We start from the raw sequence: 14,070 nt of genomic DNA on the forward strand, positions 1-14,070 counted from the left end.
ATAATGACAAAGATACTTCAATTCATAGTATGGCTGTTGGGAATTTCTTTATGGCCTTCCCAGATAAGTCTCAATACGGTAGTTACTGAACAAAACAAAGTAATTACTGCTCCTACCAGCATTAGGTTTCTGTCCGGATTCAGAGTGACCGCAAGTAATGTAGGAACATTTCATGCTTATTTAAGTCCCAATCAAGGAGGTGGCACTGTTACTCCCATAGATCCTACCCCGTCTACAGGAATGAGCCCCGGAGAAAATTACATATTGGCTACCCAATGTCTGGATGCCAATTGTACCAAGAAGACAGAAACCATTCAGTATTTTGATGGGCTGGGAAGACCTAAACAGGTCATCAATATCAAAGCTTCCCCTACAGGGAAAGATATTGTTACTCCTATTATTTATGACCAGTTTGGAAGACAAACACGAGATTACCTTCCTATACCGCAACAGTCCAGTTCTAATGGAACAATATACAATCAAAACTACAGCCTTGTAGACTTTCCTGTTGGAGATCCTACTGGGGTTTTTACAGGAGAAAAAGCCTTTTCAGAAAAAATTCTGGAAAATTCTCCTTTAGACAGAATATTTGAGGAAAAACAAGTCGGAAATGCATGGAGCAGTAAGCCGATAAAGTATGATTACGATGCTAATGCTACAGGAGAAGTAAAAAAATATGTGACTACCACAACTTGGTCAAATGGATCTTCCAATTCTGCTATCAGCCAGACAGGAACTTATAACGCAGGAGTATTATACAAAAATATAGTGACGGATGAAGATGGTAATAAAACTGTAGAATTCAAAAATGGTCAGGGGCAAACAATTCTTGTAAGAAAAGAATTAAATACATCTCAAACGGCAGATACTTATTATGTATATAATGAATATAATCAATTAGCCTATGTTATACCGCCCCTTGCCTCTGTAACAGACGAAGCAACATTAAACAACCTTTGCTATCAATATAGGTATGATGGTCAGAAAAGACTTGTTGAAAAGAAAATTCCTGGAAAAGATTGGGAATATATGGTGTATGACAAAGCTGACAGACTGGTTTTAACCCAGGATGCAAATCTTCGTACTCAGGGAAAATGGTTTTTCACCAAGTATGATATATTTTCCCGCCCTATCTATACTGGTATCTTAGACAGTCCGGCAGGCAGAAATCAACAAGTAACAGCTGTAGAGGCAGCAGGCTTAAACATAGAGTCACAAACTACTTCCAGCTGGAACAACAGTGGGATGGATGTATTTTACAGTAATACTGATGCTTATCCAACGACAAATTTTAAAGTATTAAGCATCAATTATTATGATACTTATCCTGCCGGATCACCAGCTTTCCCCAATACTTTTGCACAGAATCTTTTAACAGATAGTCAAAACACCAAGTCAACTAAAAGCTTACCCGTAGCTTCTTTTATAAAGAACATAGAAGATGACAACTGGACGCGCGATTTTATCTGGTATAATACCCAAGGAAAAATCATAGGTACTCATTCTGTGAATCACCTCAATGGCTACACCAAAACAGAAACGGATCTGGATTTTACAGGAATTCCAAAAAAAACTATTACTAGCCATAAAAGGCTAAGTTCTGATGCTGAAAAGATCATTACCGAAACCTTTGAATATGATCATCAAAATAGAATCAAAAAACACTGGCACCAGATAAATAGTCAACCCCAAGAGCTTTTAGCTGAAAATACCTATAATGAAAAATCAGAGCTTACCAATAAGAAGACTGGAAACAACCTGCAAAGCATTGATTATTTATACAACATCAGAGGTTGGCTAACCTTCATCAATGACCCTTATGCGCTGAGTGGAAAATTATTTGGATATGCCATTAAATATCAAAATCCTGAATATTCCAACATTGTTCCTGCAAAGTACAATGGCAATATCTCCGAAATTGACTGGAAGACAGCAAATGATGGTATTCAAAGAAGATATAACTATTCATATGATTCACTAAGCAGACTCTCTGCTGGTATTTATACAGAACCAAGTTCATCAATTATCGAGAATAATTATTATAACGAATTGATGACCTATGACCTTAATGGAAATATAAAAACCCTCGCCCGTTACTCAAGACCATCTTTCGGAGCCACTGCTGAGCAAATTGACAACCTCATCTATAATTATAAAAACGGAGGGTTGAGTAATCAACTTGAAAGAGTTACTCTTCCTGGTGGTATCGCTAATAATCCTTCAGGATATAATGCATTACAAAATGCGATTAGTTACGATGCTAATGGAAATATGAAAGATCTGTTAGACAAAGGAATCTCCAATATTTCTTATAATTTCCTGAATATACCTAATAACATTACATCATCAATTGGAAATACATCGTATATCTATAGTGCCAGCGGACAAAAGCTAAAAAAGGTTTTCGGAAGTAAAACTGTAGATTACCTAAATGGCTTTCAGTATGAAAACAATATTTTACAATTTATTCCTACCTCTGAAGGTTATTTTGATTTAACAAAAAACCAGTATATTTACAACTATACAGATCATCTGGGAAATGTACGATTAAGTTACACCAAAGGAGCATCTGGAGGAGCAGAAATCATTGAGGAAAACAATTATTATCCGTTTGGATTAAAGCATGAAAGGTATAATTCTTCATCTCTATTAAACACTTCATATCAATACAGATATAACGGAAAGGAGCTTCAGGAAACTGGGATGTATGATTATGGTGCACGCCAGTATATGGCCGATTTAGGACGTTGGTTTGTCTTAGATGAAAGAACTGAAAAGTATAGAAGCTGGACTCCTTATAATTATGCTATAAATAATCCTATAAAATATGTTGATCCAGATGGAAAAGATATTCTGAATGTTACAGGAGGAGTACAATTTACTGGGCAAGATGCGCAAACAATGTTTGCTTATCTACAACAAAATATGTCTTCATCTGGAAGAAGTCATATTAAAGGATTTCATTTTGTTATGGAATCCACAACACCTAATATTTATCGACACACTTTAGATTCATTCAGAAAAGGGAAACAAAATGTATTACATTATGATTCTGATCGTACACGAAGTAGAAAAAGAAGAACGGAAGCAACTTCTGGATATCCTACTAAACCGGGATTTGATAGAGATGAATATCCCTATGCTTCCACTTTTGAAGGGGGAAAAGGTGCAAACATTGCTTATGTTCCTTCTGAAGAAAACAGAATTGGCCAAGGGTTATTAGCATTAGCACCCTTATATAGAAAATTAAAAACAGGAGATGCTTTTATGGTCATCCCTGTACCAAAAAATAGAGAACCTGAAGATGTAAAGCAAGAGGCATTAGAGTCATCGCCAAAGCAAATACCAATACCTAGATTTCCTGATGTTTCTCATCCAACAGTTCCCATGAAGTTTTGGCCAGTAATGGGGGCTGCAGGAATACTAATATTTGTAACCTATTTTGGCACTAGAGTAGCAATTTAATTATTTGTAAGTATGAAGAACCTTTTAATATTAATTCTAATAGGGTTATTTATATTTTCTTTTAAGAATATAAAAAAAATGAAAATAAAACATTTTAAATTTTATACTGAATATAACCAGTTCTATCTTAGTAGTGATAATGCTGATTTTTTAAATAACATAATAGATTTTGATTCTAGCTCCTATAAAAGTAGGTTGAAAATTGAAAAAAATTCTCTAGTTATTTTTACCCAAAGTTATGGTAATATAAAAGGAGAAATAGAAATTCTAGAAACTTCCAATACAAACATTGATTATAATAAATATGACCATATTGTAGAAGGAGGAATTAATATTCAATCTGGAAAATTGAAAATATTGGACTGCCCGCATATTCATAAAAAGTTACTATTAATTGTTAAACCAGGAAAATATAGAGTAAGAATATATTCATCAAACCTTCTTACTGTGAAAGAATCTGACTTGGTAAATGAAACAGATAATGATTACTACAGAATTGAATTGTGGCCAAGTGAAGATATGAAAAGAAAAGTTTTAAAACAATATGAAGAGAGATAACTAATTCTAATAACAAAAATTATAATAAGAGTAAAATCCATGTATTTAGCTAGGGTTTTACTCTTATATTTATTAATCCTTAACTCATATATAATTTCTATTTGTAATAATACTCTTTAAAAAATAAAAAATATCATCCATTACCCCTATTTCCTCGCTAGCGCGAACATCTTGCTCGTGCTGCTAAATAAAAAATGACTTAAAAGATCTCTTTGCTATTAAAACCTCATTACTACATTTTTCCGTACTCCACCACTAATTTCGCCATCACTTCTATCCTATCTCTCCTACTTTTCTTTCAACCTTCTTTTGAACTAAGGCTGGATTTTTTACTCCTATCTTTCTTTTCAACAATAACCTGATTGACTACCACAAGCAATTCCACAAATCTCTTTATTCATTTAAAAACCTATTCACTAACATTTTACACCTAATTAGTTGAAATTAAAACTAATTTTCCGTACATTTGTTAGGAAGTATCACTCTGGGAACTGAAATTTCACCTTATTAGAAAAGATATGTCTGAGAAACAAAATAACCTTTCCGAACTCGCCTTAGAACTAGGCTGGGCAATGACTGAAATGAAAAGTCGTTTACGGCAAAAAATTCAGGCTTGCGTGAATGAGTATGATCCGGATCTTTCCGTTGAGCTGGTTGAAATCCTTGGACTTCTATCCCGCAATGATGGGATCAATCAACAGGAAATAGCCAACAAAGTAAGTAAAGATAAATCAAGCATCACCTATCTTATTAATGCCCTTGTAAAAAGAGAACTGGTAGAACGGGTTGCTTATAAAAATGACAAAAGAAACAAGCAGATCTTCCTTACTTTAAAAGGGAAAAAGCTTGTAGAAAAAGTGTATCCATGGGCACTGGAGCTGTATAAAAAGGCGGCAGGTGATCTTCATGAAGATGAAATTAACAAAGCTCTTCTTTTAATAAAAAAAATGACTGCCAATTTAGAATAATCAGGATTTAAAATAGACAACATGAGAACAATCCTCGTCCCTATTGACTTTACATCTACTACAGAAAATGCTGTAAAAGTAGCCGCAGAATGGGCAAAAAATTATAATTATCAAAACATTATTCTTTTAAAAATTGCCGGAGAATCTGAATTTGATTATCTGCATATTGCAGAAGGTCACTCATTCGTCAATGAAGAAAGTGTCAATAATCTTTTAGAGAGAACAGAATTACGATTTGATCAGCTAATTAAAATTGTTACAGAGATTTCACCGGAGATAAAAGTCTCCAGATTGTTAAGTGATTGGGCGCTGACAAGAAGTATCAATGAAGTATTGAAAAATCAGCCATCCATTGAAATGATCATTTTAGGAAGTGATGATTCTACTTCCACTACCGAAAGCTTTGTGTCCGATAATATTATCAGTATTGCAAGAACAAGTCCCGTTAAAACCCTGATAGTTCCCAATAGCTATCAATACAGCAATATTAAGAATATTGTGATTCCTTGTGATGTGAATGGGGTTAAAAAGCTTGAAAGACTGTTTCAGCACAAGTCAATTATTCAGAAACAGGATCTACACTTATCATTTCTGAATATCAATACTAAAGAAAAAACAGAGATCAACCCTGATAAGAAGCAAGAACTTGAAGACTATATTCATCAGCATTTAACAGAAATTCCCAGCAGTATCCATTACTCCTATGATGACAATGTGATCAACGGGATTTTAACTTTTGCTGTTTCAAACAATACGAATCTTATTATTGCTTTACCGGGAAGACATAGTTTCCTTTATTATTTAGCAAACCGAAGTATTTCTGAAGGCCTTTATCAAAACACCAATTTACCTGTTTTGATTTTGAAATAAAACTTAGATGTAAAAATCAGTTTTTGAAACCATCTTTTAAGATAGCTGAAAATAATAATGATAAAAAATGAAATCCGTCTCACAAATAGTGAAACGGATTCTCTTTTTATTTTCAACCTGCTTTCTGAAATATAGAGTTCACAACCCATACTTCCCTTCAGGCAGGCTTCCTCATATTTATTTTCAAAATGAAATAAACTTTCACTATTTAAGAGAGTTCATCTATTATAGCAATGTATTCTGGAAAAACTTGTTTTAAATGATCTAAAAAAGTTTTGCGATCCTTGTCATCTACTGGTAAAGATGTACTGCAGCCTTCATGAAAACCTGGTGCTAAGCTACAACTGCTTAAATTAAAATCTTCATTTACGACTTTGGCACCAAACCATGTATTTTTGGGAGCAATACCTTGTAATTTTTCCCCTTTATTGGTATTCCGGCCTATCACTTTAACCGTTGCTGTCTTTTTCTCCAAATCGAAAATATAAATTTGCAATGCTGAGCCATCATGAAAAAACCATTGCTCGTCCATCGTAAGCTTATGCAATTTTAACTTTGGATGGTTATCTATCAGAATAAAATTCAAAGAATAGGTACTATCTTTGTCTGCTTCATGAGTATGATCAATGCCAAAATAACCTACACGATCTACCAATTTAAGTCCCAATTCTTTAATCCACGCTTCTTTAGTTTTTTGCAATGCGAAGTTAACGGTGGTTCCTAAAATTTCGAATTCATTTGTCGGGCATCGCCATAACCCTTTTTGTGTAAGAATAGGCTGTTGCGATCCGTTTGGCAATTCTATCAATTCGCGATGATTCAATAAGGGTACTCCAGACTTTCTTACCGCTTCATCATCCTTTACATGCTGCTCTCTGTCATCAATCGTCCCTATAATAGCAGAGACAGAGCTTCCCACTAATTGGGCAAAGTTTTCATTACAATATACAAATCTGGAATCCACATCTTTTACACAAGTATAGACACCGTCCATATTTAATACAGGACTTGAATCCAGACCAATTTCTACAGGTAGAATAGTTTCGATATTATCCATCATGTTTAAAATTTAGATTGATCCATTAAAGAAAAAACTTCATTAGACCCAATAGTATTACCATTAATATGTTTTTTTTCACCATTGATACTTTCTTTTTTAGCATCCACTGCCTTACCTGCTTTTTTCGCAGCAATTCGTTTATCAGCTAATTGTAATGCCATTGCCGTCATAGTCAAAGTAGGATTCCAGGCACCACTTTGTGCCCATAATGATGCTCCTGTTATAAATAAATTGGATACAGGTGTTCCTCTATTTATCAGTTGATACTCTAAATTTACTACAGGATCAATATCATTATTATTTACTATAGGCAGTGTAGAACCTTCGTGTACCATTGCCGGAACGTGTGGGTAAGCCGTACGTTTATCTTTATTTACCCAAGAGTTTTGCATTTTAGAGCGTTCCTCCAAATCTTTGACCACATCCTTTCCTAATTGAGACTCTTGATAATAGTTCAAATCACTATACCAATATTCAGGATCACCAAATAAGAAATCAAGAATATCATAGGTTGCTTTCCCCATATCATCCCATGTCTCTTTATCTATTGAGCTTGGATTGCATCGCAGAACACTAGCAGTTGTAACATCATGATCATGATTAGCATGAAAATAGGCTTCTTTATTATGAATATCTAATTCTCCCAGAATAGCACACACTAATATCACATGGTTTTCTGAGTCTGCCAATTGTTCAGGAGAGGCTGTAGATACAACATCCGGCATATAGCGCATAGCAAGTTCTCTATTCTTATTCGGGTTAGGATCATGGATAATAGACAATTGAATATGAAACTGCTGCTTATTTTTCGCAAAGAATGGCAGGTAGATAGCTCCCATCTGTAAATTGTCATTTTCTGAAATCGAATCTTGTCCTAAAAGCGCCAAAAACTTATACTTCTCTACTCTGGCCGTTATTGCAGAAATCGTATGAGCCGTAAAATGCTGACCCGCTAATTGATGGTTGAATGATTTCTGAATCAGCGTAGCAGGAGGCAGCGCTCCGGTTGCTACGATCAATTCCGCATCATTCAATGCTATTGTCCCTCTTGTTGTTGATAAGCCATAAGCTTTATTATCTTCATTCAAAATCTCTTCTACGACACATTCTGTAACAATATGCAACCTGTTTGGATACATATTATTTCTTTCTTTTCGTCTTTTCTCTGCAACAGGATCTTTAGTATCAAATGCAGTACTATCTACCAAATTCAGAATCGCAGTTGGAGTAGAGAACTTATTAAAATCAATCCCTTTATTCTCACCATCACCACAAGCCAGAGAAGCGTATTCAACCTTCATCAGGTGAGCTCCGGTACGATTTCCGTTATCAACATTCGAGTTAAAATTTTCTCTATTATTATAAAATTTATTGTAAATAGCATCTTGCAATGCCCCATATTCTGGTAGTTGTAATTTACTCAAATTGTCTTCCAAATCCAGTCCCTTTAATTTTTTTAAGTTTTTCACAAAAGGTAAACTATTAGACTTATGAACATGCAATAACTCGATGGCATCATCAAAATAAGATGTTTTACCATTCTTTTCTGTTAGAGATTTAAATAATTCCGGAGACCATTTTTCAGCTTGCTCTGCTTCGGGTTGCGGACACCAGGCACTCCACAAGAAACTTCTCCCCCCAAAATAAGGTAACATCCCATGCTGGGTTACCCGATAAGGTGCCTTTTCAAGCATTGTAGATTGAGATAAGCTCCAAGGAAATGTTTCAGAGATTGGCCCAACCAGTTTCTTATAGCTTGCCCCTAAATTCTGAAAATGAGTTGGCAATAAGAATCCTCCCCTTTCAATCATTAGAATGGTAGCTTCTTTGTCTTTTTCTAAAATTCTTTTAGCGAAGGCATATCCACAGAAGCCTGAGCCAATTACGATATAATCATAAGAATTATTTTCTCTTGCTTCTTTCCATTGACCTTCCGTCAAGAAATAAGCGTGATTCATGATATCCTGAATATCAGGACGCTGAGGGCCCGGAGTTGGATATCCATTGCCTAGGTTTCTAGATGATGCAAAATTTCCCATAGTTATTAGTTTTTTTTATGGATTAATATGATGGGATAAAAATAATAGGTTCAAAAAGATATAAACTAAGTATTTATACCTAATTTATGATACCGAGTTTATACATATAATCAATAATTAATGCGAAATAATCATATTTTATTTTATACCTATTTTCCAAAAAAATATCGCCAACTGTTACCAGTTGGCGATTTATATAATAAAATTAATTAAGTCTTTTAATACAATTGGGCTTCAGGAGAAATTTATGTTTCTACTTCACTTGAAATGAATATTCATCATAGACTGTATTGATAAGCTCTTCAGAATGGATATTTCGTGAAAAAATAGGATAATGAAAACGATCCAGTTTATTAAGAATACGTATAAGCTCCATTTTTTCGCTGTGATTAAGATTTCCTGCAACAATATGGGTAGCCTGGCGAATCTTATCCATTTGTTTTTCCAAAATCATCAGTCCTCTTTCAGAAATACGGATTAATTTACTGCGTTTATCTACATCAGAATCCATCTGCTCAATAAGTCCCTGGCGTAGAAGTCTTGCAATAATAAGCATTCCTACAGGTTTGTCCTGGATATTCTTCTTGATGAGAGCCATCTTGGTCATTTCTCCAAAAGCTTTCAAATTAATCAAATAAATAAAGTCTTCCTGTGTAGAAAATTCCGAATCTGAAATTGCTGATTTTGAATAGGTTTTCGCATATCGGTTAAGATGAACAAGTAATGTACTTATTGCACTTTCCGGGGTTCTTCCGTTTTCCTTACCTTCCCAATAGGGTTCTTCTGAGTTATTTTTTTGCTCAGTATTTTCTTTACTGGAAATCCATGCTTTAAAGCCCTGAATATTTTCTGGATATAAATCAGGACATGCCTGGATTTCGGTTTCAAACTCTTGCAGTAGGTCTACAAAATCTTTAATAAGTGTATAATTCATATCCGCTAAATAGTTTACAAAAATACCTAATTCCTTAAAGAACTACGCAATATATCATCAAAACTATAGTAAATAGAATTGATTAAGCTGTTCTTCACATAGGGTTTTTATCACTTCAATCCAACGATCTTCATCATTCAGACAAGGTATATAAGTGAAATTCTCACCCCCAGCTTCCAGAAACTGCTCTTTTCCTTCAACAGAAATTTCTTCCAGAGTTTCAAGACAGTCGGAAACAAATGCAGGACAAACAATCGCAAGATTTTTAATTCCTTTTTCGGGAATAGTTTCTAGCGTATGATCTGTATAAGGCTCTATCCATTTGTCTTTTCCTAATCTGGATTGAAAAGAAACAATGACTTTATCTTTTGGCAATTCAAGTTTTTTGATGACCCGATCTGTGGCATTAAAGCATTGATGACGATAACAGAATGAATGACTTGGATGGGTATCTTTATGACAGCAATCATTCATATTGCATGTTTTTGTTCGATCTGTTTTATAAATATGCCGCTCAGGAACACCATGGTAAGAAAACAATAAGGCATCAAAATTTTCAGGAAGCTTCTCGCGGATACTTTCTGCTAAACAGTCCGTATATACATCCCGATTATAAAAAGGCTGCACATAATTGATTCTTATACCAGGGAACTTCGCCTTTCTTACCTCTTCCGCTTTTTCAATCACTGTTTCTGTGGTGCTCATTGCATATTGCGGATAAAGGGGAAATAAAACAATTTCCGTGATTCCTTTTTCAACAAGATTTCTGATTCCCGTTTCAATACTGGGTTCCGCATATCTCATTCCGATCTCAACTGGTATATCAACTACCTTTTGCAGTTTTTGCTGTATCTTTTTTGTGATAACAATAAGAGGAGATCCTTCTTCTGTCCATACGGTTTTATAAGCTTCCGCTGATTTTGCAGGTCGGGTTTTTAAAATAATTCCACGAACCAAAAGTGCTCGAAAAATCCATCGATAATCAATTACCTTTTCATCCATCAGGAATTCATCCAGATATTCTTTTACATCTTCTACCGCCGTTGATCTCGGAGACCCAAGATTGATCAACAAAATTCCTTTTTTAGCCAATGTTATGTATTTTATTTATTAATAGTCTCATCTGTTATTCTGCCAATGCGTCCTTATAAGCTTTCAATGCCCGCTCTCTGGCTTTTGTATGTTCTACAATGGGTTCTTCCGCATATTCTTCAGGAAGCCATTTTCTGATATATTGGAGATCTTTATCAAATTTTTTTGTCTGTTCATAAGCATAGTCTAAGAGTTTTTCAGCAAAATAGGCTTCTCCCCACCGCCAATCAATGAGCAAATGTTTGGTAAGGAAACTTGCTGTAATCATCCTTACTCTGTTGTGCATCAATCCGGTTTCATTAAGCTGCCTCATTCCGGCATCTACAATCGGATATCCCGTTCGCCCTTCACACCATGCCTTAAACTCTGTTTCGTTGTTCCTCCAAACTATATTCTCATATTTCTTTTTAAAACAATGATGAACAACACTTGGGAAATGGTACAGAATCTGCATAAAAAACTCTCTCCAGATAAGCTCATTAAGCCATGTTTCATTATGTTTAACAGCATATTGCACGCATTTTCTTATGGAAATGGTTCCAAAACGAAGGGCAATACCAAGATGAGTCGTACGATCCAATGCAGGAAAGTCTCTATAATCACCGTAAGAATCTACTATCTTTTTGTCAAGTTCCGGTTCTGCAAAGTCAAGATCTGTCTTCTCAAATCCAATTTCTTTCAGTGAAATAATTTCTGAAGTTCCATTATAGTCTGCAAAATTCTCCATGTTTGGAGCAACCGATTCTATACTGCTCAGGTTTTCTTTCCATTTCTTTGAGTATGGAGTAAAAACGGTATATGGAGAAAGATCATTCTTCAAAATATTATTTTTTTCAAATATGACCTGATCTTTAAAGTTCCTGAATAGAATATGATGCATCAACAGGAAATCAGCGATCTGCCGATCCCGCTGTATGGCATGTGGCTCGTAATCTCTGTTTGAAAAGACTGTATCAACCGTAAAATCTTCCGTTATTTTTTTAAAAACATCCATTGGAGTTCCATAGTAAACATGAAGTCCACTGTTATATTTCTTCAAGTCATTATGAATTCGTTGTAAAGCCTGATGAATATAATCTACCCTTCTGTCCTGTTTATTCTGAAGCCGATTGAGTATCTCTTGATCAAAAATAAAAATCGGAATAACCTTTAACCCTGCATTAAGCGCATGATAAAGCCCCATATTATCCTCCAGTCTAAGGTCTCTTCTGAACCAAAAAACATTCACTTTATTCATGATGTATCTATTTAAAGAAGTCGTATGCTTGTTTCAAAAAATAAAATACAAATATACTATTTAATAAATAAAAAGAATATTAATATACCAGTATTTATGCAGAATGATCATTAAACATCAATCAATATCTAATGAATAGCCTCACTAACAGCCCAAAATAAGATATAAATAAACTAAATAACATATAAAAAAAGGCCGGAATTTTTCAATTCCGGCCTTTATTAAACTAACTTAATTGGTTTTCTTTCTCCATTCTGCTTTCACATCTTCGGCGGCATCTTTGGTCTTTTCCCATGCTTCATCAGCTTTATCCTTAATATCTTCCCATGCATCGGAAACATTTGATTTCACTCTATCTAACCAGCCTTCCTGAGTTGCTTCCTGATCACTATCTCTTTTTTCATTGATATAATCCTTAGCTTTATCTGCCAATTCATTGATCTTCCACTTCGCCTCATCAGCTGCATTTTTTAAAGTTTTTTTTGTTTCATCTACTGCATTTTCCGCTTTGTTATAATCTGAATTATTCATAATATAATATTTTAGTAATTGGTATATAAATAAACAATATCCATGCCTAAAAAATAATTATCATGTTAAAAAAATGATAAAACTGGTTCAGCAGTAATATAAAATATCTTTTTCTCTTCTATTAGTCTTCGTAATACCACTCATAATGAGCATCTTACTAAAACAGCAGCTAGACTTGCCCTTAAACATGATAAATTTAGCCCAAGATTTCCGAACTTTGCCCCCATTAAATATATAGCACCCGAACTCATGGAGGAATTTGAACTACCTGTAACCTATAAAGGCAAAGAAGAACTTTTCAATGTAAAATTGGCTACATTCACTTATGGTTATAAATTCTATGTAGATGTGAATGGTAACGAAGTTGTTTTTGAGCGGGACGACGAAGGCAATATGCGGGCTATGGTACAGGATACCTCATCAGAATCAAAGATAGAAAAAGGACTTATTGAGGCGATTATGGAAGTGTTTAATGCACTTTAATCTAAGCCACTTCAAGCCGATATGCTTTAAGGCTTTTCCCTTTATGTCTTTTGAAAAATTTATTGATGTGGCTTTCATCAGCAAATCCAAATTCATCGGCAATTTCGTGAACTCTTTTATCACTGAAACGTAATCTATGTTCTATCAGCCGGATTTTATAGGAAGAAATATATTGTTGAATAGATTCATTACATTGTTTACGGAAATAACTCCCTAAATAAGTAGATGATAGTCCAAATTCATTGGCTATGGTTTCTACTTTTAATAGCTTGGGATGACGTATATGTTCCTGAATATAATCCAGAATCTGAAGAATACGGACATCTGCATGGGAAGAAAGATTCTCCGGTTTGATCACTGCAATATTTCTGGCTGCAATCACAATAATAGCATTCACCAGATGGCGGGTAAGATCCTCATTATATACTGAATCATGTTCTATGGCCTGTCTTAAATTCTGTATCAGCAGGCTGATCATTTTTTTATCCTCATTATTTACAAGAACAGACCCGGATAAATGGGAAGCATAATACAAAAGACATTCGATGTGGTCTATACTTTTCCATTGGTATTCTTTGATATAATTTTCTCCGAAGCGAACGACCATAAATTCGCAAATTCCATTTAGATCAAAACCATGACAATCATTGGGGGTAATCAAAAACATATCTCCGGGAGAAAAAGCAATTTTATTTTCATTCACAATATGATCTCCAATACCGGAGATTACATACACTAACTCAAAAAAGTTAAACTGTCTATCCTTTAAAGGGCATTGATCGATCTTTTCATAAAAAACTTCAAGGGATTGGTATATATTTTCTCTTGCCATA

12 protein-coding genes are annotated in these 14,070 nt (G+C 34.6%); 5 read left to right on the top strand and 7 right to left on the bottom strand.

Features of this window, described 5'->3' with window-relative positions; translation table 11 throughout:
* The first annotated feature begins 3 nt into the window (after positions 1–3).
* The 4 genes from GTR01_RS13105 to GTR01_RS13120 all read left to right on the top strand — a co-directional run bounded on the left by GTR01_RS13105 (position 4) and on the right by GTR01_RS13120 (position 5,861).
* Positions 4–3,465, top strand: a complete 3,462-nt coding sequence (locus tag GTR01_RS13105; RefSeq protein ID WP_160138284.1) for a DUF6443 domain-containing protein — start codon at positions 4–6, stop codon at positions 3,463–3,465.
* Positions 3,466–3,543: 78 nt separating this feature from the next.
* A complete protein-coding gene (locus GTR01_RS13110; protein WP_160138285.1) occupies positions 3,544–4,023 on the top strand; it encodes a hypothetical protein in 480 nt (159 codons plus the stop codon).
* A 518-nt stretch (positions 4,024–4,541) separates the two neighbouring features.
* A complete protein-coding gene (locus GTR01_RS13115) occupies positions 4,542–4,991 on the top strand; it encodes a MarR family winged helix-turn-helix transcriptional regulator (RefSeq protein ID WP_160138286.1) in 450 nt (149 codons plus the stop codon).
* Positions 4,992–5,012: 21 nt separating this feature from the next.
* Positions 5,013–5,861, top strand: a complete 849-nt coding sequence (locus GTR01_RS13120) for a universal stress protein (RefSeq protein WP_160138287.1) — start codon at positions 5,013–5,015, stop codon at positions 5,859–5,861.
* A gap of 208 nt (positions 5,862–6,069) precedes the next feature.
* Here GTR01_RS13120 and GTR01_RS13125 read toward each other — a convergent pair whose 3' ends face one another.
* The 6 genes from GTR01_RS13125 to GTR01_RS13150 form a co-directional block, all read right to left on the bottom strand.
* Positions 6,070–6,921 carry a cupin domain-containing protein gene (locus GTR01_RS13125; protein WP_160138288.1) on the bottom strand — a complete coding sequence of 284 codons (852 nt, stop codon included), beginning with the start codon at positions 6,919–6,921 and terminating at the stop codon, positions 6,070–6,072.
* A gap of 2 nt (positions 6,922–6,923) precedes the next feature.
* Positions 6,924–8,960, bottom strand: a complete 2,037-nt coding sequence (locus GTR01_RS13130; protein WP_160138289.1) for a GMC family oxidoreductase — start codon at positions 8,958–8,960, stop codon at positions 6,924–6,926.
* Positions 8,961–9,213: 253 nt separating this feature from the next.
* Positions 9,214–9,894: a MarR family winged helix-turn-helix transcriptional regulator gene (locus GTR01_RS13135; protein ID WP_160138290.1), complete on the bottom strand. Its 681-nt coding sequence runs from the start codon at positions 9,892–9,894 to the stop codon at positions 9,214–9,216.
* A gap of 63 nt (positions 9,895–9,957) precedes the next feature.
* Positions 9,958–10,986, bottom strand: a complete 1,029-nt coding sequence (gene hemH / locus GTR01_RS13140) for a ferrochelatase (RefSeq protein WP_160138291.1) — start codon at positions 10,984–10,986, stop codon at positions 9,958–9,960.
* Between the two features lie 34 nt (positions 10,987–11,020).
* Positions 11,021–12,223, bottom strand: a complete 1,203-nt coding sequence (locus tag GTR01_RS13145; RefSeq protein WP_228452234.1) for a cryptochrome/photolyase family protein — start codon at positions 12,221–12,223, stop codon at positions 11,021–11,023.
* A 231-nt stretch (positions 12,224–12,454) separates the two neighbouring features.
* Positions 12,455–12,754 carry a hypothetical protein gene (locus tag GTR01_RS13150; protein WP_160138292.1) on the bottom strand — a complete coding sequence of 100 codons (300 nt, stop codon included), beginning with the start codon at positions 12,752–12,754 and terminating at the stop codon, positions 12,455–12,457.
* Positions 12,755–13,003: 249 nt separating this feature from the next.
* Here GTR01_RS13150 and GTR01_RS13155 point away from each other — a divergent pair, with 249 nt between their 5' ends.
* Positions 13,004–13,237, top strand: coding sequence for a hypothetical protein (locus tag GTR01_RS13155; RefSeq protein WP_123907777.1), 234 nt, complete (start codon positions 13,004–13,006; stop codon positions 13,235–13,237).
* Between the two features lies 1 nt (position 13,238).
* Here the strand turns inward: GTR01_RS13155 and GTR01_RS13160 are convergent, their stop codons facing one another.
* Positions 13,239–14,069 carry an AraC family transcriptional regulator gene (locus tag GTR01_RS13160; protein ID WP_185155130.1) on the bottom strand — a complete coding sequence of 277 codons (831 nt, stop codon included), beginning with the start codon at positions 14,067–14,069 and terminating at the stop codon, positions 13,239–13,241.
* Position 14,070: the final 1 nt, after the last annotated feature.

The organism is Chryseobacterium sp. c4a (assembly GCF_009900745.1).
Taxonomy (GTDB): domain Bacteria; phylum Bacteroidota; class Bacteroidia; order Flavobacteriales; family Weeksellaceae; genus Chryseobacterium.